The following is a 15,214-nucleotide window of genomic DNA, read 5'->3' as shown; positions in this document are numbered from 1 at the left end:
TCCGTCCGGAAGTGCGTTGGATCAAATGGTCTCTCTATTCGGCGGATCTGGCTTCGTCTGCGAACGGCAAAGGTTCACCGGCAAAGTGGTCTGTCCGGCGTCCGATGCGGCGGTAGAAATCCGATAATCCCCCGCACAGAGCCGGAGCCTTGAGCTTTGCGGCATTGACGAGCTCTCTGCGGGGCCGTGACCTTAAACGCATCGCCCCGATCAACTGTTCATGAATGCGCTGCAGCTCGGAAAACTCGGCCGAAGCGGCCATATGCTCGTCACCGACCACGGCGAATACCCGCGTTCGCGTGCTCTTGCCCTTCAGCGCCAGCGCCCCCGCCTCCAGCACGGCGCACCGTTCGCCCAGATCCGCCGTCGTCTCGGATATCAGAATATCGAAGCCGACGTCCTTGCAGGCAGCCTCGATCCGGGCGGCGACGTTGACCGCGTCGCCGACGGCCGAATAGTTGAAGTGCATCTCCGCTCCCATATTGCCGACGCAGGCAAGCCCGGTATGGATCCCCACACCGATCGCCACCTTTTGGTCGCTCCCGAAGCCGAAGGCGTCGCTCTCGTTGAGGCGGGCGAGCGTCTCGCGCATGGCCAAGGCGGCGCGGATGGCCTTGCCGGGGTGATCGGCGACGTCGACGGGCGCATTCCAGAACGCCATGATCGAATCGCCGATGAACTTGTCGAGCGTGCCTTCATTGGCGATGACATGGCGGCTCAGCGCGTCGAGCAGCGTGTTGAGAAACCGGACCACCTCTCCCGGCGTCAGGCGCTCGCTGATCTCCGTGAAGTTGCGCACGTCGACGAACATGATCGTCAACTCACGGTCGTCGCCGCCGAGACGCAGGGCGTCATGCGTATGCTCGATGCGATAGAGGAGCGAGGGCGACAGGTACTGGCCAAAGGCGCGCCGAACCACGCGCCGCTCCCGGTCTATGACCAGGAAACGATAGGCGGTTGCCGCAAAATGGGTGATCGATCCGGCAAGGATCGGAGCCAGAGGGTCGAACAGCAGGCCTGCATAGAGGAAGGCTGACCAGGAGGCAGCGAGGGCCAGCGCGGTTATCAGAAGGCCGCAGGCAAGCGCGACGGCCGGGCTGACGAAGGTGGTCAGCAGGACGAGCAGGCTCCCTGCAGCCGCGATCGCAAGGATTTCCAGTCCGTCCGCCCAATCCGGACGGGAGAGGAAGCGGCCCGAGAGAACCTGCTCGACAGTCTGCGCGTGCAGCGACACGCCGGGCACGTTGTGTCCAAGAGCCGTGGTGCGGATGTCCTGCAGGCCTGCTGCCGACGTGCCCACGAATACGATACTGCCTTGGATCGCTGCCCTCGTCTCTGCGGAAACTCCGCCGGGCGCCAGCACCCGGCCGGCAGAGACATATCTTTCACCGCGATCGGGACTGACATAGAGCCAGAGTTCGCCCGCCGCGGTCACCGGCACCACGAATTCGCCGACCTTGATCAGCGTGATGGTATCAGGCGCATCCGGAGCACCCGCTACGATGTAGGTGGAAGCGCCCTGAGCCACGCGCAGCGCTTCGAGGGCCAGGTTCGGATAGAGTTGCTCGCCATCGCTCAACAGCAGCGGGACGGCGCGCACAACGGCCGACGGCCTGCCGGGATTGAGGCTGATATGGCCCAGGCCCACGGCACTGGCTTCGAGTTGTGGCCTCAAAGGAGTCGCAGCCGTAAGCCGCGGCGGCGCATCGAGCGGACTTTCGCCGGTGAAGGCGAAACCCGCTTTCACCGGCGGCCGGTAGTTGCCTGCGTTGGAAAGGCCGAAACCGAGCACGACGGGCCGGTCGCCGATCGATCGGGAGAGTATCTCGTCATTGTCCGGCAGCCGCTCAAGGAGCGCCGGATCGACCCCGGCGACATCGCGCATGACGCTGCGCGGCGAAAGACGGTCGGGTTCGGAGAACAGGATGTCGAAGGCTATCACCGCCGCCCCCATTTCCGAGAGCCGGTCGACCAGTGCGGCAACGCGGTCGCGCGGCCACGGCCACTGGCCGAACTCTTTCAGCGATGCCTCGTCAATGTCGACGACGCGAACCGGAACGTCCTCGAAGCTGCGCGGCGCCAGGCGCTGATACTCGTCGAAAGTGAGATCTCGGGCGAGACGCAAAAGCGGCGGATCGCTTGCACGCAGCACGGTGAGCGCCGCGACGATCACCAGGCCGATAATGACCCCTATTAGCTGCGTGCGTGCCATGGCAGCGCCCTTCGCCCGGACGCCGTCGCCATGCACAGCGGCGAAGAGGTCGTCCTACCCGAAAACCATGCTGCATTTTTCGCAAGGCGTATGCAACGGAGAACGTGACGACGGCTGTAAAGCCTCAGGTCCTGGTTGGAAGCACCTTGTCGAGAAATGCAAGCATGGCGCCGTTGAACACGTCGGGCCTCTGCAGCGGCGCAAAGTGGCTGACGTGTTCAAGCGTGATCAATTCGGCTGCGGGAATGCTCCGCGCGAGATATTGGGCGTGCTCTCTCTTTATGAACTCGTCGTTCTCGGCCTGCACGATCGCGACCGGCACTCGGATGCCGGCGAGGTCGCCCGCCGAGTAATTGGGTTGCGTACTCATCATCTCGCTGACGGCCGAGACGAAGTCATCGAACTCATCAGGCGTCGCCGACAATTCGGCATAGTCCTTCCGGTGCCGGGCGAAGCAACGGTCGATAACCGGAGTGGCCTCGAATTCTGTCGCGCCGCTCGGGTCCATGTTGCAGGCGAAGAAGAAGACGCCGGCAACGCGCGTTGGAGCCTCGCTCGCAAGCACGAGGCCGATGCACGCCCCGTCGCTCCAGCCCACCACGGCGAACTTCTGAAGTCCCAGCATGTCGGTGACGGCAAGGACGTCGGACGCCATCACTTCGTAGCTGTAGGGCCGCTCATCGCGCGTGCTGCGCCCATGTCCGCGGCTGTCGATGAGCACGACGCGACGGCCGGCCTCAAGAAGCGGCGCAAGCTGATAGCCCCAATTGCCGCTGTGGCCGAGGCCGCCGTGCAACAGGACCACCGGTGCTCCCGCGCCATATGTCGAGTACCATATCCGGGCGCCATCGCGCTCCACATAGCCCTGCTCCGCGGCCGGAGGCAGAGCCGGTGCGCCCTGGGCTTCGAACTGCCGAAGATCGTCGTCGTATTGCTGCATTTCGATCCTTTCAACGAGCCGTTTTCTGCGCTTCCGACACGATACGGTCCGGGTGAGAAATGCCGAAAGGGCACGCCTCGTCCGGCCGGCCCTACCCCAAAAGCGTGCCGAGCCATGTCCGATCGAGTACCGCTTCGAGTTCCCCGGCAATCTCGTCGAGAGCCGCATCCACCGACTGGCGGTAATTGCCTCCCCCGCCTTCGATACCGAAGCTCTTGAGCAACGCGGAACGGTAGGCGTCGCTTCCGAAAAGACCGTGCAGATAGGTGCCCATCACGCGGCCGTCCGCCGACATCGCTCCATCCGGGCGGCCGTCGATCTCGACCGGCGCGCGGCTGCAATCGGCGCCGGTCGTCTTGCCGAGATGGATTTCGTAGCCTTCGAGCGCGACGTCGTATTCTCGCGACCAGGCGCGGCTGTTGCGAACCGTCTTTTCCGGAGCCATCTCCGTCTCGACGGAAAGCAGCCCCAGCCCCTCAATCGCGCGCTTGCCGCCCTCTATACCGAGCGGATCGGTAACCCGGCTTCCGAGCATCTGATAGCCGCCGCAGATACCGACGACCCGCCCACCGCGGCGCATATGCCGGTCGAGGTCCCGGTCCCAGCCCTGCCTGCGGAAATCCTCCAGATCGGCAATGGTGGACTTCGAGCCGGGTATGACGACGAGGCCCGCATCGTCTGGAAGCGGCGCCCCCGGCCGAACGAAGACGATGTCGACGTCCGGCTCCGCGGCCAGGGGATCGAGATCGTCGAAATTGGCGATCCGCGACAGGACGGGGACCGCGACCTTCAGCGCCTTGCCGCCGCCCCGCGTCAGCCTCTCGAGGACGACGGAGTCTTCGGCAGGCAGCCGCCCGGCACTTTTCAGCCAGGGCACGACGCCGAAGCAAGGCCAGCCGGTAAACTGGCGGACCGATGCGATGCCGTCGTCGAAGAGCGTAACATCGCCGCGGAATTTGTTGATGAGGTAGCCGGTGACCATGCGCCGGTCGTTCTCCGGCAGGATCGCATGCGTGCCGACCAGGGACGCAATGACACCACCGCGGTCGATATCGCCGACGAGAACGACGGGTACGTCAGCGCGGGTGGCAAAGCCCATATTGGCGATGTCGCCGGCGCGCAGGTTGATCTCGGCCGGCGAACCGGCGCCTTCGACGATCACGAGATCGGCGCCGGCTGACACCTGCTCGAAACTCTCCATGACAGAGCCGAGGAGCCTTGGCTTGAGAGCCTGGTATTCCCTCCCCTTGGCCTGGCCGGCCACCTTGCCCTGGATGACGATCTGGCTGCCCACGTCCGATTGCGGCTTCAGGAGCACCGGGTTCATATGCACGGAAGACGGCACGCGTGCGGCAAGCGCCTGGAGCCATTGCGCACGGCCGATCTCGCCGCCGTCGTCAGCAACGGCGGCATTGTTCGACATGTTCTGGGGCTTGAACGGTTTTACGTTGAGGCCATGGTTGGATGCGAGCCGGCAGAGGCCCGCCACCAGTACCGATTTTCCGACATCCGAGCCGGTTCCCTGCAGCATGATCTTGCGTGTCATGCCTTTCCCGTAGCATCGAAACCGCCTGCCGCAAAGCTCCGTCCCGACGCGATTCCGCCATGATTGCGTCACCGGCGTTCGCGGTGCGTTTCCGGCCTTCTTCAAGCGTTCTGGAGCGGGAACCTGTGTGCAGTTTTAATTTTTAGGATCTGAAAATTCTCGCGAGCTAGCTCAATTGCGACATGCGGTGCCGAGCCTGGCATTCAAGCCGTCGCGGCAAGAGCCTATATCCGCGCCATCGAAACCCGCCGGAAAATTGCCCGGTCTCCCAAGGTAGAAAGTCATGCTGTTCGTTTTCGGCAAACCCAACTTCGTTCAGATCGCCTGGAACTCCAAGGCGCCGAACGGCCAGTCCCGCGTCCGTAATGTGGTCGCGGAAGCGCCGGTCGGCCCACTCGGCCTCATCCGCACGTCCAACGTCGGATAAAGCGCCACGTCGCGTTCGAAACCGCCCCCTTTTCGGGGCGGTTTCTTCACGATTCCTGCCCTGAAATGCAAAAGCCGCACCCAACCGTTGGAACGGAAGGGTGCGGCGATCAGATCGTTCCGCTGAATATCGGGTCCGGTACGCACTACCTGATCCGGACCTGCGGCAGTCGCCCGCCGCAGGCAGACAATTATCCCCACAACCTTACCGGATCGTTATTGAGGCCTTAACCAAAGGTGAATTTCGGCGATTTCGCCGTTCGCGTCCTCGGTACCGCGAGCTCGTCGCGGCGCAATATGCCGCCGGCGACCGGCGCCGGATCGAAAAGGTTGATTTCTCGACGCGAACACTTAGGCTTGCCGCAATGACAACGAAGTGGGCCGGCAGCTTCAGCGCGGGAGCGGTTAGGCGGCGCTCCATCCACCATGCGTGGCCGCAGTGACGTGAAGGTGTCGACGGACATGAAAAAACTCCTTGCTACCCTCATCCTCACGGCGGGCATATGGTCTCTGGCAGGCCCTTCCGGGGCTGCCGAATGCGGCGGCGTCAGCATCGCCGAGATGGACTGGGCCTCGGCGGGCGTCGCGGCTCACGTGGACAAGTTCATTCTGGAAAACGGCTATGGATGCAGTGTGAAGCTCGTCGCTGGCGACACGATGCTGACCTTCACCTCGATGAACGAGAAGGCGGAGCCCGACCTGGTGCCGGAGCTGTGGATCAACTCCGTACGCACGCCCTTCGATGCCGCAATCAAGGAGGGCCGCCTCGTCGAAGGCGCCAGGATCTTGAGCGAAGGTGGGGTCGAGGGCTGGTGGATTCCGAAGTTCATCGCCGACGCGCACCCGGACATTCGAACGGTGCAGGACGCGTTGAAGCACCCGGAACTCTTCCCTTCTCACGAGAACCCCGCAAAGGGAGCGGTCCACAATTGTCCTTCAACATGGAATTGCCGGTTCTCCACCGCCAACCTCTACAAGGCTCTCGAAGCGGACAAGGCCGGCTTCCAGCTGATCGATCCCGGTTCCGCTGCCGGGCTTGACGCGTCGATCGCCGATGCATTCGAGAAGAAGACCGGCTGGCTCGGCTATTATTGGGCTCCGACCGCCTTGCTCGGCAAGTACGAGATGACCTTGCTGTCTTTCGGCGTGGATCACGACAAGGCGGAATGGGACTCCTGCACTGCCGCCCCGAATTGCCCGACCCCAAAGGTAAACTCCTATCCGGTCTCGGACGTCTATACCGTGGTGACCAAGTCCTTTGCCGATCGAGCAGGCAGCGCCATGGACTACGTCCAGGCGCGGCAATGGGAAAACGCGACGGTAAACAAAATTCTGGCTTGGATGGATCAGAACCAGGGGACGAACGAAAGCGCCGCCCGCTACTTCCTCGAAAACTTCCAGGAGATATGGACGCAGTGGGTAGGCCCGGAGGTCGCCGAAAAGGTGAAGGCCGCGCTCTAGATCACTGTGATCTTCGGTCGGATCGGCGCGAAATCGTGAAGATGATCGATTCCAGCGCCCCTTCGAGGATGCGGCTGCCTGATGCGCGACGCACGAGCCGCGCCTGCGTCGCAAACAGTAAAGCGGTCGGCGTGTTCCGCTGTCACAGTTCTGATGCAAGGAGCGGGAAGCGCCGCGAAAACGCAGTCGGCGTAAAAGCTCCAAGCCAAGAGAAGGGGAAAGGTTGTCCATGGCTAGTCACGCAATCGAGGTGAAGAACCTCTACAAGATTTTCGGCCCGCGCGGAGAGGATTACGTCAAACTCGTCGAGAACGGGATGGGTAAGGCCGAACTCAACGAAAAGCACGGCCACGTGCTCGGACTGCAGGACATCAACATTTCCATGCCGGGCGGCTGCATAACGGTCGTGATGGGGCTCTCGGGGTCCGGCAAATCGACGCTGATCCGGCACATCAACCGGCTGATCGATCCGACCTCGGGCGAAGTCCTCTACGACGGCGTCGACGTCTGCAAGATGAACGAGAACGACCTTCGCGCGTTCCGCCGTCACAAGACGGCGATGGTCTTCCAGAAGTTCGCACTGCTGCCGCATCGCACGGTTCTCGAAAACACCATCTACGGTCTTGAGATACAGGGTATCGATCGGCGCGAGAGCGAAAAGCGTGCGCTTGGCTGGATCGAGCGCGTCGGCCTTCAAGGCTTCGAGCAGCACTATCCGAACCAGCTTTCCGGCGGCATGCAGCAGCGCGTCGGCCTTGCCCGCGCGCTTACGAACGACGCCGACATCCTGCTGATGGACGAGGCCTATTCGGCACTCGATCCGCTGATACGCGTCGACATGCAGTCGGTCCTGCTCGAACTGCAGAAGGAATTGAAGAAGACGGTGGTCTTCATTACCCACGATCTCGACGAGGCCCTGAGGCTCGGCGACAAGATCGCCATCCTGCGCGACGGTCGCGTCGTGCAGCAGGGAACCGGCCAGGAAATCGTGCTCTCGCCAGCCGACGACTACATCACGGCCTTTGTGAAGGAAGTGAACCGCGGGCGGGTGGTCAACGTGGAGACGATCATGCGGCCGCTCTCCGGAAACCCGGAAGGCCTGCCGCTCGCCGTAGGCACCGTGCTCGAAGCGGCCGCTCGCACCATGACCGGCGCGCAAATAAGCAACGCCCATGTCGTCGACGCCAACGGTCGCCCGATCGGTGCAATCGACCTGCAGATGATCATCTCCGCCATGGTGACGCCCGTGCAGCATACCGACCGGCAGGCGGCTTGATTGGCTTTGAGGGCGCCCATGGGCGCCCTCAACAGCGGAAAGTCAAGTGACCCCCAGCCTTCCGCTGATGTACCGGAACTCCTGTGTCTTGCCTCCATAGCCATAGGCAGCCGCCGGTACCTCATGCACGAGCACGTAGCTTTCGGGATGGACCATCCCGAGAATATCCTCGAAGGCCGCAAAGATCGCTTCGACATAGGCACCAAGTTCCTGCTTCGTATTGGTGCCGTCGACAACCTTGATGTCGAGCCAGAAACTGCTGGTCTGCTGCGAGGCGAGCGACTTTCCGCCCGCGAACCAATGCCGCGGATCGACATAGCTGACGACGACCGCCGTCACCGAGGGGTCCTTGCGAAGATGCGACTGTGTGAGGTCGCTTACCTTTGCCGCTATTTTCGCCGAAAGCTCCGGCTCCGGCTGTCCGGTAACGCTGATGTTGATGATGGGCATCACAGTTCCTTTCTTCGAAACACCTCGTCAATTTGCCATCGTCGCCACATCAAAAAAATCGAATTGTTTTGCAGATACACTTCTGTAAAATTGAAGTATGAATCCGATCGATCCCGAGCTGCTGCGCACTTTTCTCGCCTTCGCCGAGGGCGGCTCGCTTGCAAGAGCGGCAACCGCCGTCAACCGTTCGCCCTCCGCCGTGACGGCACAAATGCAGCGTCTGGAAGCATTGATCGGCGAGCGCCTTCTTGCGCCCGCCGGACGCGGACGCGTGCTCACGCCCGTGGGAGAGGAGCTCGCCGCCCATGCCCGGCGTATTTTGGATGCGCATCGCGACGCCTGGCTCAGCCTCAGGGGCGCGCGCGCCGATGGACGGATCTCCCTCGGCAGCACTCAGGACTTTGCCGATACGATGCTGCCCGGACTGCTGCGCCGCTTCGCGCGTTCCCATCCACGCATTCGCCTGGATTTGAGGATCGGGCGGTCGAAAGAATTGACGGCCGCCTTCGATCAGAACCAGATCGACATTCTTCTTGCCATGCGACAGGCGGCTGCAGATGACGAATTGCTCGTGCTCCGCGAACAGATGCTTTGGCTCGGCTCCGACAGAGGTTTGGCAACGGAAGAAGAGGAGCTCCCCCTCGCCGTGCTCGACCCACCTTGCGGCTTCCGCGCCGCCGCCATATCGTCCCTCGAGAGAACCGGCCGCCGCTTTCGGATCGCGGCAACGAGCCCCAGCCTGTCGGGCCTGCGCGCCGCCGTCTTGAGCGGCATCGCCGTTACGACCCGGACGGAAAGATTTCTCGGCACCGGCATCGAGCGCGCTCCTGCCCATCTCGGCTTGCCATCCCTGCCTCCGGCGGAATTCAGCCTGCGTCTGCGCGCCCGGGCAGAGAAGCCCGCAACCGATCTAGCTGCGCTGCTTGCGAACGAATTGCCGCGCTGATCGGCGCAATTCTGTTGCCAACACATAAAGATATCTTTATATCTTATTGCAGTTCCATTCAGCCGGGAAAATCCGATGTCCGTTGCAGTCCATGCCCTTTCCGATCTCCTCGCCCAGAAGGGCGTCCTGCTTGCCGATGGCGCCACAGGCACGTCGCTCTTCGCCATGGGGCTCGAAGCGGGCGAGGCACCGGAGATGTGGAACGAGACGAAACCGGAAAACATCACCAAGCTGCATCAGGACTTCGTGGATGCCGGCGCCGACATCATTCTCACCAATTCCTTTGGCGGCACACGCCACCGACTGAAGCTTCATCAGGCCGAAGACCGGGTCTACCAGCTCAACAAGCGGGCCGCAGAGATCGCGCGCGCGGTGGCCGACCAGGCGCCGCGAAAGGTCATTACGGCCGGATCCGTCGGCCCAACGGGCGAGCTGCTGATCCCGCTCGGCGCCCTCTCCTATGAAGACGCGGTCGCGGCCTTCGTCGAACAGATCGAGGGCCTGAAAGCCGGCGGCGCGGAGGTCGCCTGGATCGAGACCATGTCCTCTCCGGACGAAATTCGTGCGGCCGCCGAAGCCGCGGCGAAGGTCGGCCTTCCCTATGTCTACACCGGTTCCTTCGACACCGCCGGCAAGACGATGATGGGCCTGCACCCGAAAGACATTCACGGCGTCGCCGCCGATATCGGCGACGGTCCGGTTGCCGTCGGCGCGAACTGCGGCGTCGGGGCGTCCGACATTCTTTCCTCGCTGCTCGACATGACGGCTGCCAGCCCGGAGGCGACAATCATCGTCAAGGGCAATTGCGGTATTCCCGAATTCCGCGGCTCGGAGATCCACTATTCCGGCACTCCGCCGCTGATGGCCGAATATGCCCGGTTGGCCGTCGACGCCGGCGCCAGGATCATCGGCGGCTGTTGCGGCACCTCCTGCAACCATCTGGCCGCGATGCGGCTCGCGATCGACAATCACACCAGGGGTGAACGCCCCACGCTCGATACGATCGTCGAGAAAATCGGTCCGTTGCGGAACAAATCGGCAAATGAAGGTCCCGCCGCCCCGGCCCGAGAGCGCCGTCGGCGCGCCTAAGGTCATGCCTGCGGAAGCTCCGGCGGCAAAGCCGGAGCTATCCTATTCTACGGGACCAGGGTGAGTGCGCATTTGCGCCGGCGGGGCGTCGCTCGCGCTGGCGCTCACCAAAGCGACATTTTCGCCGAGATCGCAAATCCCGCGCAAAGGTGCCCCGAGCCGACCGCGCTCCGTGGAGCAGCCATATTCCGCAGCACTGGCAAATGCCGGGTAGAACTGAAGCGCGGCACCGAGATGACGGGATCCCTCTTCGGAAAAATGCCCATGGTCTTCGAAAAGCGCCACTCCCCTGTCCTCGGTTCTGCAGCGGCCCCCGCCGCAGAGATAATCGGTGAAGCTCACGACCGGATAGTCGCTGGCGATGTCCGCCAGAATCGAGAGTACGTCACGGTCGTGGGTCCGGACATTCGCAAGTGACGCCCCGCAGTCATCGGCGGAGGTTCCAAGCAGTCGGGCTCGCGCGACGCAAAGGCCGGTATCGCGCCCATCCTGCGGCGGCGGCGCGATGACGACCGGCCGAAAGCCATTCTGCCGTAACCATGCGAGGCTTGCCCGATAACTGCCGGTCACGGTCCGAGCGTCCGACGGCACCACTCCCTTACCGTCGAGAAGCATCGTCTCTTCCTCCAGATACTGATTCAGCGGCGAGGACAACACGACATAGCGGATCGACTTGTGCGCCAGAAGGAAGCGCTGCACCTCCCTGTTGTGCTCGATGCACTCCTGCGGCCAAGCGGGCTCGAACTTGGCCTTGATCGGGGCGAGGCCGGCGAGCGGACCGCAATTGTTGTTCGTCAGTTGTACAAGCCGTGCGCCCGGTTCGGAGGCCAGAATGCCATCGACGAGGTGCCTGGCAAAGGAGTCTCCCCAGACGGCAATGACCGGTTCGCTGCTTGTGCCGCATTTCAGGTCGACAACCGCATTGCAATCCTTCCCTATGCCGACGCTCGGCTTGGTGAGGCGGGCAAGCTCGGCATTCCCGGACGCGAGACCGTCGCTGCCGTCGAGCACCAGGCCAGTCGCAACGGCCATGGACCCCACCGCCGCGACCGTTGCGAAGATCGCCTTCCGCCCGAGACGGGCACGATTGCGAAAGGGACCTTCGACGTAGCGCCAGCTGAGGTAGGCGAGACCGAAGCAGAGCACGATGAGGCCGGCGTAGCCCGCAGGCGTCACTCCGTCACTCGTGCGCAGCCGCGCAAATGCGAATACCGGCTGATGCCAGAGATAGAGGCTGTAGCTGCAGAGGCCGATCGCAACGAGCGGGCGGGCCGAGAGGCACCTGCCGATCAGCGTGCCGCCGCGAGCGAAAGCGAGAACAAGGGCCGTACCGGCGACGACTGGAACGGTCGCCCAGCCCGGATAATGTTGCGTGTCGGTTGTCGAGAGATAGCTTGCAGCGATGAGGATAAGCCCAGCCCAGGCGAAGCACTCGCGGACGGATCTGGAGAATTCACGATTTGAAACACCCGAGAGAGCGACGGCGGCACCGAGGCCTAGTTCCCAAAAGCGACTGGGCAGGAGATAGAAGTTTGCCGCCGGATCGATGCGCGCGAAAAGCTGGGTCGCGCCGAAGCTCAGAACCGTCGCCGCGACGATCACCTTGAGCCCGGTCGCCTCCGACAGGCGGCGCAGCGAAAGCAGAAGTAGGGGAAAGACGATGTAAAACTGCTCCTCGACCGCAAGGGACCAGGTGTGAAGCAGCGGCATGAGATCGGTGTCGGGCGTGAAATAGTTCGTCTGGTCCCAGAACAAGAAATTGGCCGCGAACAAGTTCGCCGCGTAGAGGCTCTTGCCGAATTCATTCAATTCCTTCGGCAGCATCCACATGAGCGCGAAGGGAATAGAGGCCACACAGACGAACAGAAGCGCTGGCGCGAGGCGTCGTGCACGCCGCTCATAGAAAGCGACGACGCTGAATGCGCCGCTGCGGATCTCCTGGTGAATGAGGCTCGTGATCAGAAAGCCGCTGATCACGAAGAAAACGTCGACTCCCGCGAAACCGCCAGAGATAAAGCCGAAACCGGCATGAAACAGCAGGACGGGTATTACGGCGACGGCGCGCAGCCCGTCGATCTCGGGTCTATAATGCATAATGCGAGGCAGGTACTTCCATGAGGTTGGCGCATCGTTAACACGGTCAATCGGCCGGCGCCACGCCGCCGATCACCTCACGGGCGCCCGCAGCAGGTGATGGCGCCAGGCTTCGAGCCCCTCTTCGATGTTCCTGCGGCCGAACCCGACGCGGAAGCGATCCTGCGGGACCGGCAGCAGATCGGAGACGAAAAGGCTCGAAGGAAGCAACAGCACGCCTGATTCCTCGACAAGCCGCCGGCAATGTTCCTCCACGCCGTCTGCCCCGTGATAGCGGGCGAAGCCGACGCAGCCGCCGTCCGGCGCCTGCCACTCGTAGAGATCTGCGAACTCGGCGAAGAAGGCTCCGAGTTTCTCGAGATTTCGCGTGCAGAGCGCGCGATTGCGTTCAAGTATCCGATGGCGCGATTTCAGCGCGATCGTCGCCAGTACCTCCGATGGCCGGGAGTTGCAGATGGAGAGGTAGTGCTTCATGCCTTCCATGCGCTGGAGAAGCGCGCGATCGCGGCAGGCGATCCAGCCGATCCGAAGGCCTGGAAGGCCATAGGCCTTGGACATGACGTTGAGCGAAATACCGCGATCGAAGAGTTCGGCCGCCTGCGGCAGGCGCTTCTCCTCATCGCGCTCCAGTCCTCGATAGACCTCATCGCTGAAAAGATGAATGCCGCGCTCGGCGCAGAGCGCCGCGAGCGCGCGAAAGACCGACGGCTCGGCGACAGCGCCCGTCGGGTTATTGGGGAAATTGACCGCGATCAGCTTCGTATTCGGCTGCAACGCCGCCCGGACATCGGCGATATCGATCTGCCAATTGTTCTCGGGACGGAGTGCAACGCCGCTCACCGACGCGGCGAGTGTGACCGGAAGCGTTTCCATCGATTGGTAATTGGGCACGGTGACGATGGCATGGTCCTCGGGACCGAGCGCAGCCAGCATGGCACAGTAGAGCCCTTCCTCGGCACCGGCGAAGCAGAGGATATCTTCCGGCTCGAGCCCCTCATAGGTCGCGGCGATCGCCTTGCGGAGCGCTGGAGCGCCATGGGTCTCGGTATAGCCGAGCGTCAGCCGCTCCCACGCGTCGCGATCGGCGTCGTCGGCGCAGGAAAGCAGCTCCGCCATCGACATGGTTTCGCTGTCGCTCGCGGTCATGTGGTGGCGCGCCGTGAACTCCCAGCGCGAGAAATGCGTCTCGAGGCGAAAGGCCGGCAAAGTCGTCATGGTCGTTCTTCCCTTTGAACGCGAGGCTCGCTGCTGATTCAGGCGGCGCCTTCGCGCGCGGCCGAAAGGTAGTTGTAGATGGATGCGCGCGAGGTGCCGATCAGGCTCGCCAGATGATCGACCGCATTGCGGGTCTTGAAGAGCCCCTGCTCTTCGAGTGCCGCAACCAGTGCCACGCGATCCGGGCGCTTCAAGGCGGAAAGCGCAAGGCCTCTCACCTTTAGCCAAGCGTGCAGCGCTGCATTGATCTCCTCGCGCCAGTCGCGCGAAAACAATGCCGGCGGCCGTGGTTCCGGCGTGCCGGCAAAGGCCGCGAGCAGCCTCACGGCGTCGTCGATTCGTGAGACATCGAGATTGATGCAGAGCAGCCCGACGGCATGTCCCTCATTATTGCGAAGCACCGCCGAGACCGATTTCAGCCGCCGTCCGTCCGCACCCGTCTTCTCATAAGGGCCGAGCACGCAGGCGCCCTCAGCCATGCCGTCCAGGCCATCCTCGATGAGGGAGTCGGTCGCCGCGGTGCGACCGGAAAAGGCGTTCCAGAGAGCCGCAATCTTGCCGGTGGACAGATCGTGCAGAACGACCTCCGCATGCGGGTAAAGCAACGCGCTTATCGCCGCGGCCGAGGGCGCGTGCATAGCAAGACAGGTGGGAAGGCCCGGATCTGTATTCATGCATGCATCTGAAACGATTTATACGTTTTGTCAACATTAGACTTATTATACATCATCACGGATCTGCGGATCGAGAAGTCAGCGTGGAAACGTCGCGACGACAGCGATGATCGGGCCGAGCGGAAACAGCCGGTCGTGCCGATTGATCTCCGGCGCATAAAGGCTTGAGATCGTTCCGTCGAGAAAGAGCGCATTCGGGCAATCGAGCGCGTCGCGAAACAAGGTCGCGAAATCGTGAAAGCGCACCGGCCGTTTCGACACGGCGAAGACCACCTCCCCGCTGTTCGTCACCCCGACGCCATTGCGGGTCTTGAGGCTGTCGCTATCCGGCAGGAAACGGGGATGCAGCGCACCATCGATGACGAGCATCGGACCGGATTGCGTTGCGAAACGCGGCTCGATGCCGGCAAGGCGATAGGCCTCCGCCGCCATGACCCCGGCCTTGCCATCGCCGACATAAAAGACGCCGTTCGGCAGCATGTGAAAGTTGCCCCAACCCGGATTTCTATTGAGCGGCGCCAGCTCCGCACCCTTCTCCACATGCAGCCCGACCGGAGCGAGGTCCTCGTGGTACATGCCGCCGTTCATCGCGAAGACGAGATACTGTTCGCGACGACGAAGTTCGAGCGACAGCGCCCTGAAAGATCTGAACGGCACGCCCGTCTGATCCTTGTTGTAGAGCCTTATGTCGCTCGTCGACGGGTCGAAGCTGCAGGCGAGGTAGGTTTCGCCGAGATGGAGAACATCGCGACAGGCACCGAATGCGGGTGCAGCGAGACCGGCGGATAGAAGGGCGGCGCCGGCGATGAAGGCTCTTGTAAACAGCGGCATCGAACAGACCCGGAGGGAATCATACGACGTAGCATCGCATGGATTGCAGCGGAT

General features: G+C 62.7%; 13 protein-coding genes. 5 read left to right on the top strand and 8 right to left on the bottom strand.

Translation table 11 applies throughout. The features are described from left to right. Positions 1–34: 34 nt before the first annotated feature. The 3 genes from cyaD2 to ACFHWW_RS31255 all read right to left on the bottom strand — a co-directional run bounded on the left by cyaD2 (position 35) and on the right by ACFHWW_RS31255 (position 4,698). The gene (gene cyaD2 / locus ACFHWW_RS31265; protein ID WP_379943122.1) at positions 35–2,212 is read right to left on the bottom strand and encodes an adenylate cyclase CyaD2; all 2,178 of its coding nucleotides are present in this window, start codon (positions 2,210–2,212) and stop codon (positions 35–37) included. A 124-nt stretch (positions 2,213–2,336) separates the two neighbouring features. Beyond that, positions 2,337–3,152, bottom strand: a complete 816-nt coding sequence (locus ACFHWW_RS31260; protein WP_379943120.1) for an alpha/beta fold hydrolase — start codon at positions 3,150–3,152, stop codon at positions 2,337–2,339. 91 nt (positions 3,153–3,243) lie between these two features. Next, the gene (locus ACFHWW_RS31255) at positions 3,244–4,698 is read right to left on the bottom strand and encodes a cobyric acid synthase (protein ID WP_379943118.1); all 1,455 of its coding nucleotides are present in this window, start codon (positions 4,696–4,698) and stop codon (positions 3,244–3,246) included. 283 nt (positions 4,699–4,981) lie between these two features. Here ACFHWW_RS31255 and ACFHWW_RS31250 point away from each other — a divergent pair, with 283 nt between their 5' ends. The 3 genes from ACFHWW_RS31250 (at position 4,982) to ACFHWW_RS31240 (ending at position 7,861) form a co-directional block, all read left to right on the top strand. Continuing rightward, entirely contained in the window at positions 4,982–5,125 is a 144-nt protein-coding gene (locus ACFHWW_RS31250) for a hypothetical protein (RefSeq protein WP_010969600.1), read from the top strand. A gap of 461 nt (positions 5,126–5,586) precedes the next feature. Then, a complete protein-coding gene (locus tag ACFHWW_RS31245) occupies positions 5,587–6,585 on the top strand; it encodes an ABC transporter substrate-binding protein (RefSeq protein ID WP_338283521.1) in 999 nt (332 codons plus the stop codon). 229 nt (positions 6,586–6,814) lie between these two features. Continuing rightward, a complete protein-coding gene (locus ACFHWW_RS31240) occupies positions 6,815–7,861 on the top strand; it encodes a glycine betaine/L-proline ABC transporter ATP-binding protein (protein WP_100673754.1) in 1,047 nt (348 codons plus the stop codon). Between the two features lie 42 nt (positions 7,862–7,903). Here ACFHWW_RS31240 and ACFHWW_RS31235 read toward each other — a convergent pair whose 3' ends face one another. Continuing rightward, on the bottom strand, positions 7,904–8,311 hold the full coding sequence (locus ACFHWW_RS31235) for a tautomerase family protein (protein ID WP_338283520.1): 408 nt from the start codon (positions 8,309–8,311) through the stop codon (positions 7,904–7,906). A 97-nt stretch (positions 8,312–8,408) separates the two neighbouring features. Between ACFHWW_RS31235 and ACFHWW_RS31230 the strand changes: the two genes are divergently transcribed. Beyond that, complete coding sequence (locus ACFHWW_RS31230; protein ID WP_275599855.1) at positions 8,409–9,257, top strand: LysR substrate-binding domain-containing protein; 849 nt, start codon at positions 8,409–8,411, stop codon at positions 9,255–9,257. Between the two features lie 75 nt (positions 9,258–9,332). Beyond that, positions 9,333–10,346, top strand: a complete 1,014-nt coding sequence (gene bmt / locus ACFHWW_RS31225) for a betaine--homocysteine S-methyltransferase (protein WP_338283518.1) — start codon at positions 9,333–9,335, stop codon at positions 10,344–10,346. Between the two features lie 42 nt (positions 10,347–10,388). Here the strand turns inward: bmt and ACFHWW_RS31220 are convergent, their stop codons facing one another. The 4 genes from ACFHWW_RS31220 to ACFHWW_RS31205 form a co-directional block, all read right to left on the bottom strand. Then, a complete protein-coding gene (locus ACFHWW_RS31220) occupies positions 10,389–12,440 on the bottom strand; it encodes an acyltransferase family protein (RefSeq protein ID WP_379943115.1) in 2,052 nt (683 codons plus the stop codon). 72 nt (positions 12,441–12,512) lie between these two features. After that, on the bottom strand, positions 12,513–13,655 hold the full coding sequence (locus tag ACFHWW_RS31215) for an aminotransferase class I/II-fold pyridoxal phosphate-dependent enzyme (protein WP_379943113.1): 1,143 nt from the start codon (positions 13,653–13,655) through the stop codon (positions 12,513–12,515). Positions 13,656–13,693: 38 nt separating this feature from the next. Continuing rightward, a complete protein-coding gene (locus ACFHWW_RS31210) occupies positions 13,694–14,329 on the bottom strand; it encodes a transcriptional regulator (protein WP_379943111.1) in 636 nt (211 codons plus the stop codon). Positions 14,330–14,407: 78 nt separating this feature from the next. Continuing rightward, positions 14,408–15,160 carry a phosphodiester glycosidase family protein gene (locus ACFHWW_RS31205; RefSeq protein ID WP_379943109.1) on the bottom strand — a complete coding sequence of 251 codons (753 nt, stop codon included), beginning with the start codon at positions 15,158–15,160 and terminating at the stop codon, positions 14,408–14,410. Positions 15,161–15,214 lie beyond the last annotated feature (54 nt).

Origin of the sequence: Sinorhizobium sp. P24N7, assembly GCF_042436655.1 — a bacterium.
Lineage (GTDB): Bacteria > Pseudomonadota > Alphaproteobacteria > Rhizobiales > Rhizobiaceae > Sinorhizobium > Sinorhizobium meliloti_A.
This window is presented reverse-complemented; position numbering and strand designations above follow the sequence as displayed.